This window comes from Pseudomonas sp. LB3P14 (genome assembly GCF_054898045.1).
Genome location: NZ_CM142714.1, coordinates 5,550,329 through 5,563,999 on the forward strand (window position 1 = coordinate 5,550,329; position 13,671 = coordinate 5,563,999).

13 protein-coding genes are annotated in these 13,671 nt (G+C 60.2%); 9 read left to right on the top strand and 4 right to left on the bottom strand.

Annotated elements, in window-relative coordinates; all coding sequences use genetic code 11:
• The first annotated feature begins 20 nt into the window (after positions 1 to 20).
• Positions 21 to 1,166, top strand: a complete 1,146-nt coding sequence (locus ACYZT5_RS25340) for an MFS transporter (protein ID WP_462047892.1) — start codon at positions 21 to 23, stop codon at positions 1,164 to 1,166.
• Here ACYZT5_RS25340 and ACYZT5_RS25345 read toward each other — a convergent pair.
• Together ACYZT5_RS25345 and ACYZT5_RS25350 are read right to left on the bottom strand one after the other, a co-directional pair.
• The gene (locus tag ACYZT5_RS25345) at positions 1,163 to 2,731 is read right to left on the bottom strand and encodes a phospholipase D family protein (RefSeq protein WP_462047893.1); all 1,569 of its coding nucleotides are present in this window, start codon (positions 2,729 to 2,731) and stop codon (positions 1,163 to 1,165) included. The genes ACYZT5_RS25340 and ACYZT5_RS25345 overlap by 4 nt on opposite strands.
• 60 nt (positions 2,732 to 2,791) lie before the next feature.
• Positions 2,792 to 4,225: an aminotransferase-like domain-containing protein gene (locus tag ACYZT5_RS25350; protein ID WP_462047894.1), complete on the bottom strand. Its 1,434-nt coding sequence runs from the start codon at positions 4,223 to 4,225 to the stop codon at positions 2,792 to 2,794.
• A 179-nt stretch (positions 4,226 to 4,404) separates the two neighbouring features.
• On the opposite strand from ACYZT5_RS25350, the gene ACYZT5_RS25355 reads away from it, so the two are divergent.
• On the top strand, positions 4,405 to 4,650 hold the full coding sequence (locus tag ACYZT5_RS25355) for a DUF1127 domain-containing protein (RefSeq protein WP_462047895.1): 246 nt from the start codon (positions 4,405 to 4,407) through the stop codon (positions 4,648 to 4,650).
• A gap of 116 nt (positions 4,651 to 4,766) precedes the next feature.
• On the opposite strand, the gene ACYZT5_RS25360 is transcribed toward ACYZT5_RS25355, so the two are convergent.
• A complete protein-coding gene (locus tag ACYZT5_RS25360; RefSeq protein ID WP_462047896.1) occupies positions 4,767 to 6,080 on the bottom strand; it encodes an NAD(P)/FAD-dependent oxidoreductase in 1,314 nt (437 codons plus the stop codon).
• Between the two features lie 147 nt (positions 6,081 to 6,227).
• On the opposite strand from ACYZT5_RS25360, the gene ACYZT5_RS25365 reads away from it, so the two are divergent.
• A complete protein-coding gene (locus ACYZT5_RS25365) occupies positions 6,228 to 6,581 on the top strand; it encodes a YkgJ family cysteine cluster protein (RefSeq protein ID WP_007894729.1) in 354 nt (117 codons plus the stop codon).
• Between the two features lie 118 nt (positions 6,582 to 6,699).
• On the opposite strand, the gene ACYZT5_RS25370 is transcribed toward ACYZT5_RS25365, so the two are convergent.
• Positions 6,700 to 7,188, bottom strand: a complete 489-nt coding sequence (locus ACYZT5_RS25370) for an Lrp/AsnC ligand binding domain-containing protein (RefSeq protein WP_003176896.1) — start codon at positions 7,186 to 7,188, stop codon at positions 6,700 to 6,702.
• Between the two features lie 157 nt (positions 7,189 to 7,345).
• On the opposite strand from ACYZT5_RS25370, the gene dadA reads away from it, so the two are divergent.
• The 6 genes from dadA (at position 7,346) to ACYZT5_RS25400 (ending at position 13,533) form a co-directional block, all read left to right on the top strand.
• Positions 7,346 to 8,650 carry a D-amino acid dehydrogenase gene (gene dadA / locus ACYZT5_RS25375; RefSeq protein ID WP_462047897.1) on the top strand — a complete coding sequence of 435 codons (1,305 nt, stop codon included), beginning with the start codon at positions 7,346 to 7,348 and terminating at the stop codon, positions 8,648 to 8,650.
• Entirely contained in the window at positions 8,622 to 8,975 is a 354-nt protein-coding gene (locus tag ACYZT5_RS25380; protein WP_008150191.1) for a RidA family protein, read from the top strand. The genes dadA and ACYZT5_RS25380 overlap by 29 nt, the downstream gene beginning before the upstream one ends.
• Positions 8,976 to 9,127: 152 nt before the next feature.
• A complete protein-coding gene (gene alr, locus ACYZT5_RS25385; protein WP_462047898.1) occupies positions 9,128 to 10,201 on the top strand; it encodes an alanine racemase in 1,074 nt (357 codons plus the stop codon).
• 127 nt (positions 10,202 to 10,328) lie between these two features.
• Positions 10,329 to 10,877, top strand: coding sequence for a cupin domain-containing protein (locus ACYZT5_RS25390; protein ID WP_008150195.1), 549 nt, complete (start codon positions 10,329 to 10,331; stop codon positions 10,875 to 10,877).
• Positions 10,878 to 11,046: 169 nt separating this feature from the next.
• Positions 11,047 to 11,472 carry a c-type cytochrome gene (locus tag ACYZT5_RS25395; protein WP_462047899.1) on the top strand — a complete coding sequence of 142 codons (426 nt, stop codon included), beginning with the start codon at positions 11,047 to 11,049 and terminating at the stop codon, positions 11,470 to 11,472.
• Between the two features lie 135 nt (positions 11,473 to 11,607).
• Complete coding sequence (locus ACYZT5_RS25400; RefSeq protein WP_462047900.1) at positions 11,608 to 13,533, top strand: acetyl-CoA hydrolase/transferase C-terminal domain-containing protein; 1,926 nt, start codon at positions 11,608 to 11,610, stop codon at positions 13,531 to 13,533.
• The last annotated feature ends 138 nt before the right edge of the window (positions 13,534 to 13,671 follow it).

Sequence of the window (13,671 nt, forward strand, 5' to 3'; positions counted from 1 at the left end):
TATCCACAGGAGCGTGGAAAATGCGTTGGGCGACTTATTTCGCCGTGTTGGCGTCTGTCTTGAGTGTCGGCCTGGCCCTGGGCGTCAGTATGCCGCTGGTGTCGTTTCGCCTGGAAAGCTGGGGTTACGGCTCTTTCGCCATCGGCGTGATGGCGGCGATGCCCGCCATTGGCGTATTGCTGGGGGCCAAGATCTCCAGCCATCTGGCCGCGCGTCTGGGCACGGCCAACCTCATGCGCCTGTGCCTGTGGGCCGGGGCGTTGTCCATCGGTTTGCTGGCGCTGTTGCCGAGCTATCCGATCTGGCTGGTATTGCGGCTGATGATCGGGGTGATCCTGACGCTGGTCTTCATCCTCGGTGAAAGCTGGATCAATCAACTGGTGGTCGAGCAGTGGCGCGGGCGATTGGTGGCGCTGTATGGCAGCAGCTATGCACTGAGTCAGCTGGCCGGGCCGTTGCTGCTGGGCGTTGTGGGCACCGAACACGATTATGGATTCTGGGTCGGCGTCGGTTTGCTGACGGCGGCACCGTTCGTGTTGCTGGGTCGCAGCGGCGCGCCCACCAGTGAAGCCAGCGGCGTGACCTTCGGTGACTTGCTGACCTTCTGCCGTGGGCTGCCGGCGATTGCCTGGGCGGTGTCGCTGTTCGCGGCCTTCGAAGCGATGATCCTGACGTTGTTGCCGATCTATTGCCTGCGTCAGGGCTTCACGACGGAAATCGCCTTGGCGATGGTTAGCACGGTGGTGGTGGGTGATGCCTTGCTGCAATTGCCGATTGGCGCGCTGGCTGATCGCTTGTCACGACGTACATTGTTCACCGGGTGTGCGGTGGTCCTGCTGATTTCGAGCCTGGCCATCCCGTTGTTGATCGACACGTTGCTGATTTGGCCGTTGTGGGTGTTGTTCGGTGCCAGTGCCGGCGGTTTGTTCACCTTGTCACTGATCCTGATCGGCGAGCGTTATCGCGACGATGCACTGGTGCGCGCCAATGCGCATATCGCGCAGCTGTGGGGTATCGGTTGCCTGATCGGACCGCTGGCGGCCGGTGCTGGCAGTCAGTGGATCAGCGGGCATGCGTTGCCGCTGCTGATGGCGGCAGGCGCGCTGGGATTGGTGATTCTGCTGTCGCGCCAAGGCGCGTTTGGCGCGGCGGCCGAACCGGCCTAGAGCATCCGCTCCAGGCCGACAGTGGTGCTCATCCACGCATTGAAGCGCCGCCACCAGCTTCCGGGTTCCTTGGTCAGGGTGTGCAGTTTGCCGTCATCTTCAGTCACCCAGACAATCTGGCCATTCTCAAGCTTGGCCTGATAACTCAGGGGTGGCGCCATGCCCTGCATCGCCAATTCGCGGACGCGCGCGGCGAGTTCCGGGCTGTCTACCAGCACCCCGACTTCGGTATTCCACAGCACCGAGCGTGGGTCGAAATTGAACGAACCGATAAAAGACTTCTGCTGGTCGAAGATCATCGCCTTGCTGTGCAGGCTGGAGTCGGAACCGCGGTAGGACTTGCTGTAGAACAGATGGGGTCCGCTGCCGCCGCCTTCGCCGGGCTGGCGACGCAATTCGAACAGCTGCACGCCATGCTCCAGCAGTGCCTTGCGATACGGCGCGTAACCGCCATGCACCGCCGGCACGTCAGTGGCTTCCAGTGAGTTGGTCAGCAATTTCACCGACACCCCGGCATCGGCGCGCCCGGTCAGGTACACCAGCCCCGGTTGACCGGGTACGAAGTAGGCCGACATCATGATCAGCTCTTTGCTGACGCCATTGAGCTCGGGCGCCAGCTGCGTGGTCAGCAGCAACTGCGGGTCGGGCTCACCGTCGGCCAGCACTTTACTCGGTGCGTCCCACAGCGCCTGGTTCCAGGCCCAGATCAACTCCCGCCGCCAGATGTCCAGTCGCGGGTGGGTGGTGTAGGTCATCAGTTGCTGGTAGAGCGCGTGATTCTGTTTGCGCGTTTCCTCAAGCGATTCTTCCAGTCGGGTCCGGGTGTTCTCCAGGTCCTTGGCCGTCGGTTTGCTCGAGAGGAACTCGTCGATCGGCTTGCTCAGCGCACTGTTCCAGTATTGGTCGAAGCTGTGCCCCAGCTGTTCGGCGACCGGGCCGACGCTGAGCATGTCGATGTCAGTGAAATTCAGATTGGGTTCGGCATCGAAATACTCGTCCCCCAGATTGCGTCCTCCGACGATGGCCATGCTGTTGTCGGCCAGCCAAAGCTTGTTGTGCATGCGTCGGTGCTGCTGCGAGAGGTTGAGCAACCGTCCTGCCGTTCGTGTCACGCCGGTGCTGCGGCCCAGGTGCAATGGGTTGAACACACGGATCTGGATCTGCGGATGCGCCGCCAGAGTGGCAATAATCCAATCCAGGCCATCGCTGGTGGTGTCGTCGAGCAGAATGCGCACGCGCACGCCGCGATCGGCAGCCTTGAGCAGTTCGTCCACCAGCATCCGTGTGCTGATGCCGTCGTGGACGATGTAGTACTGCAAATCGAGACTGCTTCGGGCGTTGCGGATCAGCTCGGCACGGGCGGTGAAGGCTTCGGTGCTGTCGGACAGCAGGCGAAAGCCGGATTGCCCCTCATGGGGCGCGACCTGAGCCTGGATTGATCGGCCGAATGCGGAGTCGCTGGCGGGCAGCGCCTGGCTTGGTTCACGCGGAGCGTTGAACGTCGCACAGCCGCCGAGGAACGAGGCAAGTAACAGAAGAGCGAGCAGGGGCTGTCTGACTCTCACGTGGGATCGTTCCGATTGGCGGCAGGTATCGGCATATGGACGCTGGATTCCGGATAAAGGTCAGTCGGTGATGCCGTCGGTTTCCGCGAGCAGTTTGATTGCCGCAGCGCCGACCTTGCGCACCGCGTCTTCGATCTGCGGTGTTGGCTTGGCAGCGTAGTTCATGCGCAGGCAATTGCGGTATTTGCCCGAGGCGGAAAAGATGCTGCCGACGGCGATCTGTACGCCTTGATCGTGCAGTGCACGATTCAGTTTCAAGGTGTCGAAGCCCTCCGGCAGCTCAACCCAGAGCATGAAGCTGCCCTGGGGACGACTGGCGCGGGTACCGGCCGGAAAATAGCGGCTGACCCAATCGATCATCACGTCGCGATTGCGCTGGTATTGGGTGCGCATCCGCCGCAAATGCGGTTCGAAGTGCCCGGACTTGAGGAATGCGGCAATCGCGATCTGCGGTTGCGGCGCCGTAGAGCCGGTGCTGATGTATTTCATGTGCAGCACCCGTTCCAGATACCGTCCCGGTGCCACCCAGCCGATACGCAGCCCTGGCGCCAGGGTCTTGGAAAATGAACTGCAAAGCAGGACGCGTCCGTCTTCGTCGAAGGATTTGATCGTGCGCGGACGTGGGTAGGTGTAGGCCAGTTCGCCATACACATCGTCCTCGATGATCGCCACGTCGAAGCGCTGTGCGAGCGTCAACAGCGCGCGTTTGCGCGACTCCGGCATGATGTAGCCCAGAGGGTTGTTGCAGTTGGGGGTCAACTGTATGGCCTTGATCGGCCATTGTTCCAAGGCCAGTTCGAGCGCATCGAGACTGATGCCGGTGAGTGGGTCGGTGGGAATTTCCAGGGCTTTCATGCCCAGGCCCTTGAGGGTCTGCATGGCACCGTGAAAGCTTGGCGAGTCCACGGCCACAATGTCGCCCGGCTCGCAGATCGAGCGGATGCTGGTGGACAGCGCCTCGTGACAACCCGTGGTGACCACCAGGTCGCTGGCGCTCAATTGGCAACCGGAATCGAGCATCAGGCGGGCGATCTGTTCGCGCAGTTCGAGGGTGCCATGGATGTTGTCGTAATACAGACCTGGCATGTCTTGCCGACGGCTGATTCGCGCCAGACCACGCAGCAGCGGCTTCATGGTCGGCGTGGTGATGTCCGGCATGCCGCGACCCAGTTGCACAACATCCTTGCGTGGCACCGCGCGGATCAGCTCCAGCACCTGATCCCATTGGGAAATATCCACCGGCCGCTGCGCCGGGCGGCCAATCGCTGGCAGCTCCGGCAGCGCTCGACTCACCGGTACAAAGTAGCCGGACTTGGGTTTCGGCATCGCCAGGCCGCTGTCTTCCAGCACTCGATAGGCCTGCTGCACTGTGCTCAGACTGACGCCGTGTTCGACACTCAACGCCCGCACCGACGGCAACCGGTCACCGGGGCGATAGAAGCCCTGTTCGATACGCGTTCCGAGCAATTCGGCGAGGTTGACGTAAAGGGTCATGGTGCAGTCTCGGTAGGGGTGGTTGGGCTTACCAGTACAGATGAGGCAAAAATTAGCGATTCAGAGGTCAAGACCGTAAATCTGTATGGAATTAATACAGCTGCATTGAATCTGTAACGCTTTTTGCCGTCCACGCATCATGAAAGCTCTGGCTACCCAAGTAAACAGGAGCAATCAAAATGAACGGCTTGAGCGATGTGCGGCTGACGTTACACAGTCAGGAACTGGCGGCAGGGCAAAACCACGGCGCACGCGAGGCGGTCATGCGCAATGCACCGTCCGGCCTGAGTCGCTGGGGTCTGTTCTGGCATCGTCTGCACACGCGCAAGGCATTGTTGGGGCTGACGCCGGAGCAGCTCAAGGATGTCGGGTTGAGTCGGGAGCAGGCGCGGGAGGAGGGGCTTAAACCCTTTTGGCGGATCTAGTAATGATCGTTCCCACGCGCAGCAAAGGAATGCCGCCCCGGACGCTCCGCGTCCGCTGTGACGCAGAGCGTCACTGGATGCATCCCCACGCAGGAGCGTGGGAACGATCATCTCCCTCAGACCAACTCTTTAAGCCGATGCCAAAGCATCCCCAGCGCCAGCAACGGCGAGCGCAAATGTTTGCCGCCAGGGAAGGTAATGTGCGGCACCTTGGCAAAAAGATCGAAACCTCCACTGTGCTGACCACTGATAGCCTCAGCCAACAGTTTCCCCGCGAGGTGCGTGGCATTCACGCCATGACCGGAATAAGCCTGGGCGTAATACACATTCGGCTGATCCTTGAGCCGCCCGATCTGCGGCAGGCGATTGGCGCCAATACCGATCATTCCGCCCCATTGATAGTCGATGTTCACCCCACCCAGTTGCGGGAAAACCTCCAGCATCTTCGGCCGCATGTACGCGGCGATGTCCTTCGGGTCGCGACCTGAATAATGGCAGGCGCCGCCAAACAGCAAGCGTCGGTCCGCCGAGAGTCGGTAGTAATCCAGCGCCACCCGTTGATCGCAGACCGCCATATTCTGTGGCAGTAACGAGTGAGCCAGCGCTTCACTCAAGGGTTCGGTGGCGATGATGTAGCTGCCGGCGGGCAGCACTTTGCCGCTGAGCTCGGGGTTGAGTTCATTGAGGTAGGCGTTGCAGCCCAGCACCAGCGTCTTGGCGCGAACCGAGCCCTGGGCGGTATGGACCTTGACCTCGGGGCCATAATCGATGCGGGTGACCGCCGATTGTTCAAACAGCTTCACCCCCAACTGCTGGGCGGCGGCCGCTTCGCCCAGTGCCAGGTTCAGCGGATGCAGATGCCCCGAGCCCATGTCGATCAAGCCGCCGACGTAGCGGTCCGAACCCACCACGGAATGCATTTCGTTGGCTTGCAGCAGACGGGTTTCGTAACGGTAACCGAGGCTGCGCAGCTCTTCGGCGTCTTCGGCAAAGCCTTCGAGATCGCGGGGCTTGTTGGCCAGGTCGCAGTAGCCCCAAGTCAGGTCGCAAGGAATCTGAAAACGCTCGACCCGCTGTCGGACGATTTCCACTGCTTCCAGGCCCATGAGTTTCATCTGACGCACGCCGTCCGCACCGACCACGTTGGCGAACTGATCGAGGCCATGACCGACGCCACGAATCAACTGCCCGCCGTTGCGTCCACTGGCGCCCCAACCGATTTTGTGGGCTTCGAGCAGGATCACGCTGAGGCCGCGTTCGGCCAGTTCGAGCGCCGTGTTCAACCCCGAGAAACCACCACCCACCACGCACACGTCCGCCATCAGATGGCCTGTGAGCAGCGGATGATCGGGCTGCGACAGGCTGCTGGCGGCGTAATAAGAGGCAATGTGCTGGTGGTTCGGGGCAGGTTGCTGAGCACGGGCATTCATGTGCGTGTTCCTGATTCTTGTGTTTAGAAAATTTGACGGAGCATAAGCCGGACCTTCGGACACGGGCAACACTGGTCGGTCGGTGCTGTCTGGATCGGGGCTTTTACGTCAGAATCGCGCTCTATTCCGCTTTTGGCCACCGCTTCGATGAGCTGCAACAGTCAGAAAATTCGCACGCTACGGCAGCAGATTCCCTCGTTCGAGTGCGTGCCCGGCTGCCATGACTGCTGCGGGCCGGTGACCACCTCGCCGGAAGAAATGTCCCGCCTGCCGCGCAAGACCCGGGCCGAGCAGGACGCGGCGATGGATGAACTCAATTGCGTCCACCTTGGGCCTAATGGCTGCACCGTGTATGACGAGCGGCCGCTGATCTGTCGGCTGTTCGGCACCACAAAGACTTTGCCGTGCCCTAACGGGCGGAGACCGGTGGAGTTGATTCATCCGCGGGTCGAGAAGCAGATTCATGAGTACATGGCATCTACTCGCCAAGTCCTCGTGTGATCGTTCCCACGCGCAGCAAAGGAATGCCTCAACGGACGCTCCGCGTTCGGCTTTAGATGGGACGCAGAGCGTCCCGGGCTGCATTCCCACGCAGAGCGTGGGAACGATCTCTGTGGGCTCAATCCGGAATCGGCAGATTCAGGCTCTCTTTCACCTCTTCCATCACGATATAGCTCTTGGATTCGCGCACATGCGGCAGCTTGAGCAGGATGTCGCCCAGCAGTTTGCGGTACGAGGCCATCTCGGAAATTCGCGCCTTCACCAGATAGTCGAAATCCCCTGACACCAAATGGCACTCCAGCACGTGGGGGAGCTTCAGGACAGCGCGTCGGAACTCTTCGAAAGTATCACCGGATTTGTAGTCGAGGCTGATTTCGACGAACACCAGAAGACTACCCTTGAGGTGCTGCGGATTGAGCCGGGCGTTGTAGCCCATGATGATCCCTTCGCGCTCCAGACGCCGGACCCGCTCGGTACACGGCGTGGTCGAGAGCCCGACCTTTTCCCCCAGCTCGGTGAAGGAGATGCGCCCGTCCGTTTGCAGGATCCGCAAGATGTTGCGGTCGATCTTGTCCAGCTCACGTTTGGTTTGAGTGTTGGTACGCATAGGGGATGCACCTCCGTGAAAAGGGATTTTGCCGAGAATTCTCGCCAAATATAGGCACTTATATAGTGAAAAGCACTGCCTAATCTTTTTTACACTGCGCACATCAATGCTCGACAACTACGAACGTCAGCGGCAAGCCGCGATGAGGGATATGAAAATGCGCGTTATGGTCTTGGGTAGCGGCGTCATCGGTACCGCCAGTGCTTATTATCTGGCTCGGGCCGGGTTTGAAGTGGTGGTCGTGGACCGTCAGCCAGCCCCTGCCATGGAGACCAGTTTCGCCAACGCCGGCCAGGTGTCGCCGGGTTATGCCTCGCCATGGGCCGCGCCGGGTGTTCCGCTCAAAGCCATCAAGTGGCTGTTGCAGCGCCACGCGCCGCTGGCAATCAAGGCCACCGCCGACATCGACCAGTACCTGTGGATGGCGCAAATGCTGCGCAACTGCACCGCCAGCCGTTATGCGGTAAACAAGGAGCGCATGGTCCGTCTGTCCGAGTACAGCCGTGACTGCCTCGACGAATTGCGCGCCGAAACCGGCATTGCCTACGAAGGCCGCAGCCTCGGTACGACCCAACTGTTCCGCACCCAGGCTCAACTCGACGGCGCCGCGAAAGACATCGCCGTCCTGAAAGAGTCCGGCGTGCCGTTCGAACTGCTCGACCGCGCTGGCATTGCCCGCGTTGAGCCGGCCCTGGCCAGCGTTACCGACATCCTCGCCGGTGCCCTGCGCCTGCCGAATGACCAGACTGGCGACTGCCAGATCTTCACCACCCACTTGGCCGAAATGGCTGTGAAGCTCGGTGTGGAATTCCGCTTCGGTCAGGACATTCAGCGCCTCGACTACGCCGGTGATCGCATCAACGGCGTATGGATCGACGGCAAGCTGGAAACCGCTGACCGCTACGTATTGGCGCTGGGCAGCTATTCGCCGCAGTTGCTCAAGCCTCTGGGTATCAGGGCTCCGGTGTATCCGCTCAAGGGTTACTCCCTGACTGTGCCGATCACCAACCCGGCGATGGCCCCGACTTCGACTATCCTCGATGAGACCTACAAGGTCGCGATCACCCGTTTTGACAACCGCATCCGCGTTGGCGGCATGGCTGAAATAGCCGGTTTTGACCTGTCGCTGAACCCGCGCCGGCGCGAAACCCTGGAGATGATCGTCAACGACCTTTATCCTCAGGGCGGCGATCTGGCCCAGGCAAGTTTCTGGACCGGTCTGCGTCCGACCACCCCGGACGGTACGCCGATCGTGGGTGCTACGCCGTTTAGCAATCTGTTTTTGAACACGGGTCACGGCACGCTTGGTTGGACCATGGCGTGCGGTTCCGGTCGCTTCCTGGCTGATCTGATGGCGAAGAAAACGCCGCAAATCAGCACCGAAGGCCTCGATATTTCCCGTTACGGCAAAAAAATTCAGGAGTCAGCAAAACATGTCAATCCAGCGCCAGCTCACCAATGAGCGTATGAGCCAGATCGTAGTTCACAGCGGTACCGTGTATCTGGCAGGGCAGGTCGGCGACGATATGAACGCCGGGATTGAACAACAGACCCGTGAAACGCTTGCCAACATCGAGCGTTTGCTGGATCTGGCCGGGACCGACAAGAGCCGTTTGTTGTCGGTGACGATTTACTTGAAAGACATCGATGCGCACTTTGAAGGCATGAACGCGGTCTGGGACAAGTGGCTGCCAAAAGGCGTCGCACCGGCCCGTGCCACGGTTGAATCGAAGTTGTGCGAACCGGAAATACTGGTTGAGCTGTCGGTTGTCGCCGCTCTGCCATAACTGCACTGACATAACTGCACTGACATAACTGCACTGACATAACTGCACTGACATAAGTAGTTCAGAAAGATCCCTCTCCCGGTGCTACTGGCGGTTCGCGCCGTCAGCCAGCGCCGGTTTTTATTCCCATGACCGCCTAGAAGTCTGCCGCCATGCGTCCAGCCCGTGCCCTGATCGACCTTCAAGCCCTGCGTCACAACTATCAAATCGCCCGTGAAGTCACGGGGGCCAAGGCCCTCGCGGTGATCAAGGCCGACGCCTATGGCCATGGCGCGGTGCGTTGCGCCCAGGCGCTGGAAGCCTGCGCGGACGGATTTGCCGTGGCTTGCATTGAGGAGGCCCTGGAGCTGCGAGCCGCGGGCATTCGTGCTCCGGTGTTGTTGCTGGAGGGTTTTTTCGAGGCCGATGAGCTGTCGCTGATCGTCGAGCATGACTTCTGGTGCGTGGTGCATTCGCTGTGGCAGCTCGAAGACATCGAGAACGCTGCACTGAGCAAGCCGATCACAGTCTGGCTCAAGCTCGACTCGGGTATGCATCGGGTTGGCTTGCATCCAAAGGATTATCAGTCGGCCTATCAACGGCTGCTGGCCAGCGGCAAGGTTGCGAAGATTGTTTTGATGAGCCACTTCGCCCGGGCCGATGAACTGCACAGTCAGGCCAGTGCCGAACAGGTCGCAGTATTCGAAGCGGCGCGTCAGGGCTTGTCGGCCGAGGTCAGCCTGCGCAACTCGCCGGCTGTGCTCGGTTGGCCGCAGATTCCCAGTGACTGGGTTCGCCCGGGCATCATGCTCTACGGCGCTACGCCATTCGAAGAGGCCAATGCCGTGGCGTCGCGCCTGCAACCAGTGATGACCCTCGAATCGAAAGTGATTTGCGTGCGTGAACTGCCGGCCGGCGAGCCGATCGGTTACGGCGCCAAATTCATCACCCAGAAACCGATGCGCGTGGGCGTGGTGGCCATGGGTTACGCCGACGGCTACCCACGTCAGGCACCGACCGGTACGCCAGTGATGGTTGCCGGGCAGCGCAGCCAGTTGATTGGCCGGGTGTCGATGGACATGCTCTGCATCGACCTGACCGATGTGCCGCAAGCCGGTCTCGGTTCGACCGTCGAGTTGTGGGGCAAAAATATCCTCGCCAGTGACGTGGCTGTGGCCGCGGGCACGATTCCTTACCAGATCTTCTGCAACCTGCGCCGGGTGCCAATGCTCTATTCCGGGGCTTGAGGCAGAGCGCGCCGACCGAAAGTCGCTTCGCCGAACAGGATTCAGGTCCAAGTGTTGTAAATACTGAACGCTGTCGCCATGATAACGCTCAATATTCCAACAACCTGAATCCCTGGAGGCGCAAGCTTTGGACGTCGGTGAACGACTGCAATCCATCCGTAAGCTCAAAGGACTTTCCCAGCGTGAACTCGCCAAACGCGCGGGCGTCACCAACAGCACCATTTCGATGATCGAGAAGAACAGCGTCAGCCCCTCGATCAGTTCGCTGAGGAAGGTACTGGGCGGGATTCCCATGTCCATGGTCGAGTTCTTTTCCGAAGAGATCCTGCAGGAAAAACCGACTCAGATCGTCTACAAAGCCAACGAGCTGATCGATATTTCCGATGGCGCAGTGACCATGAAATTGGTCGGCAGGGCTCATCCGAGCCGGGCCATCGCGTTCCTCAACGAAATCTACCCGCCAGGCGCCGACACCGGTGACGAGATGCTCACCCATGAGGGCGAGGAAACCGGGATTTTGCTCGAAGGTCGACTTGAACTGGTGGTGGGGCTTGAAACTTTTGTGCTCGAAGCCGGCGACAGCTACTACTTTGAAAGTACTAAACCGCACCGTTTCCGTAATCCGTTCGATGCGCCGGCGCGACTAATCAGCGCAGCTACTCCAGCAAATTTCTAAGAAAAGAGGCGTCCCGCCAGCACTGCGGAGTTGCCCGAGTTGTTTTTCCGCCACGCATAAGACCCCTTCGACTTTGGGGTTGTTTCAGTGTGGCGGGCTTACCGTTATACTTGCGCCCGCCTGCGAACCGTGGCCGTGGGCGTGACTAGCCACCATTGAGGGTGAACGCGTGAATCTAATTATGAAAATGCTGGCCGTACCAGCAACCGTATTGGCCCTATGGGCAGTCAGCGCACAAGCTGCGACCAACGACGATATTGCTAAACGCCTTGAGCCAGTCGGCCAGGTCTGTGTTCAGGGTAAAGAGTGCAAGGGGATGGAAGTGGCCGCTGCTGCTGGCGGCGGTGGTGCTAAAACTCCTGACGAAGTGATTGCAAAACATTGCAACGCTTGCCACGGCACCGGCCTGTTGGGCGCGCCGAAAATCGGTGATGCCGCCGCTTGGGGCGAGCGCTCCAAGAAAGAAGGGGGTGTTGACGGTTTGCTCGCCAAGGCGATCTCCGGCATCAACTCCATGCCGCCAAAAGGTACCTGCGCCGATTGCGCAGACGCCGAGCTCAAAGGCGCGATCCAGAAGATGTCCGGCCTGAAATAAGCCTGCATTTTTAGCAAAAAAGCCGCTTACGAGCGGCTTTTTTGTGCCCGCGATTTACGCCTTAGACTGTTCATTGCAGCAAAGACCCGGCAAGCTCGGTCCAACCCCAGTTCACGGAATGTAAGGGAGGATCAGATGGTGCAGCTGTGTTCTATCGAGCAAGCGGTCGATGACGTCTTGGCACGGTTGCCGGCGCATATCCACATGGGCCTGCCCCTCGGTCTGGGCAAACCCAACCACTTCGTCAACGCGCTGTTCCAACGCATTGCGCAGTTGCCCGAACGGCAGCTGACGATCTACACCGCCCTGTGCCTGGGTCGTCCCGCCTTGGGCGACGGTTTGCAAAAGCGTTTTCTCGAACCCTTTATCGAACGGGTTTTCGGCGATTATCCGGAACTGGATTTCCTTGCAGAGCTGCATCGCGACAGCCTGCCGTCCAACATCCATGTTCAGCAATTCTTCATGCAGCCCGGCAGCCTGCTCGACAGCGAACAGGCCCAGCAGAATTACGTCAGCAGCAATTACAGCCACGCCGCTCGAGACATCAACACCGCCGGGTTGAACCTGGTGGCGCAATTGGTGGCCAGCCACAGCGAACATCCCGACCGCTTGAGCCTGAGCTGCAACCCGGACATCACCCTCGACCTGTTCCCCATGATCGCCAAGCGTCGGGCGGCGGGGGAGACAATCCTGCTGGTGGGCCAGGTGCACAACGATTTGCCCTACATGCCCGGCGATGCCGAAATTGGTATCGACACGTTCGACCTGCTGATCGACGAGAAGGACAGCACCACGCTGTTCTCCACGCCAAACATGCCGGTGGGTTTCCAGGATCACTTCATCGGGCTGCACGCCAGCACGCTGGTGCGCGACGGCGGCACCTTGCAGATCGGCATCGGCGCCATGGGTGATGCCCTGACTGCGGCGTTGCTAGCGCGGCAGGCTGACAATGACGGTTACAAGGCGTTGCTGGCGGACGTGAATCTCAGCCAGTGGGCGCAACTCATCGACCGCGAAGGCGGCGTCGAACCCTTCGCCAAAGGCCTTTACGGTTGCAGCGAAATGTTCGTCAACGGTTTGCTGGTGCTGGCCGATGCCGGGATTGTGCGGCGCAAGGTCTACCCCGATGTGCCGACCCAGCAACAAGCGAATGCCGGCACGCTGGACGAAGCCGCGCAGACTGACGGCATCTCGGTGCATGGCGGGTTTTTCCTCGGGCCGCGCAGTTTCTATGAGCGCCTGCGCGAGCTGCCGCAAAGCAAGCGGCTCGAATTCAACATGACCCGTATCAGCTACATCAACGAGCTCTACGGTCAGGAAGAACTCAAACGCTTGCAGCGCCTCGATGCGCGCTTCATCAACACCGTGTTCACCATGACCTTGCTGGGCGCAGGCGTGGCCGATCAGCTCGAAGACGGGCGAGTACTCAGCGGTGTCGGCGGCCAATACAACTTCGTCGTCCAGGGCCATGCGCTGGAAGGGGCGCGTTCGGTGTTGCTCCTGCGCAGCTGGCGCGAGTCGGGCGGTGAGGTGAGTTCGAACATCGTTTGGGAGTACGGCCATTGCACGATCCCGCGGCATTTGCGGGATATCGTGGTCACCGAGTACGGCATCGCCGATCTGCGGGGCAAGACCGATGCGGCAGTGATCGAGGCGTTGCTGAACATCAGCGATTCACGTTTCCAGCCGGGGTTGATCGAGCAGGCGCAGAACGTTGGTAAATTGCCGAAGAACTTCCGCATTGATCCACGGTTCACCGATAACAGCCCGCAACGTTTGCAGGCGATTCAGGCGCTGCATCCGAATTTGTTTCCGGAGTATCCGCTGGGGTGTGATTTCACCGCTGAAGAGCGGGACCTGTTGCGGGCGCTGAACTGGTTGAAGAGCAAGTTCAAGCTCACGGAGATTCTGGAACTGGGCAAGGCCGCGCTGGACGCGCCGGAGCCGACGGAGTTTCCCGAACATCTGGAGCGGATGCAGCTGACCAACCCGGAAGGGCTGAAAGAGGATTTGTTTCAGCGGCTATTGCTCACCGGCCTCAAAGCCACCGCACAGGTCTGATCGTTCCCACGCTGACTGATCGTTCCCACGCTCCGCGTGGGAATGCAGCCCGGGACGCTCTGCGTCCCATTCGAAAGCTGGAACGCGGAGCGTCCCTTGAGGCATTCCCACGCGGAGCGTGGGAACGATCATTGCGGG

Bases quoted from the DNA above. Each gene is read 5' to 3' on its own strand.
- ACYZT5_RS25340 (WP_462047892.1), top strand. From the start codon at position 21: ATGCGTTGGGCGACTTATTTCGCCGTGTTGGCGTCTGTCTTGAGTGTC.
- ACYZT5_RS25350 (WP_462047894.1), bottom strand. From the start codon at position 4,225: ATGACCCTTTACGTCAACCTCGCCGAATTGCTCGGAACGCGTATCGAA.
- ACYZT5_RS25355 (WP_462047895.1), top strand. From the start codon at position 4,405: ATGAACGGCTTGAGCGATGTGCGGCTGACGTTACACAGTCAGGAACTG.
- ACYZT5_RS25360 (WP_462047896.1), bottom strand. From the start codon at position 6,080: ATGAATGCCCGTGCTCAGCAACCTGCCCCGAACCACCAGCACATTGCC.
- ACYZT5_RS25365 (WP_007894729.1), top strand. From the start codon at position 6,228: ATGAGCTGCAACAGTCAGAAAATTCGCACGCTACGGCAGCAGATTCCC.
- ACYZT5_RS25370 (WP_003176896.1), bottom strand. From the start codon at position 7,188: ATGCGTACCAACACTCAAACCAAACGTGAGCTGGACAAGATCGACCGC.
- dadA (WP_462047897.1), top strand. From the start codon at position 7,346: ATGCGCGTTATGGTCTTGGGTAGCGGCGTCATCGGTACCGCCAGTGCT.
- ACYZT5_RS25380 (WP_008150191.1), top strand. From the start codon at position 8,622: ATGTCAATCCAGCGCCAGCTCACCAATGAGCGTATGAGCCAGATCGTA.
- alr (WP_462047898.1), top strand. From the start codon at position 9,128: ATGCGTCCAGCCCGTGCCCTGATCGACCTTCAAGCCCTGCGTCACAAC.
- ACYZT5_RS25400 (WP_462047900.1), top strand. From the start codon at position 11,608: ATGGTGCAGCTGTGTTCTATCGAGCAAGCGGTCGATGACGTCTTGGCA.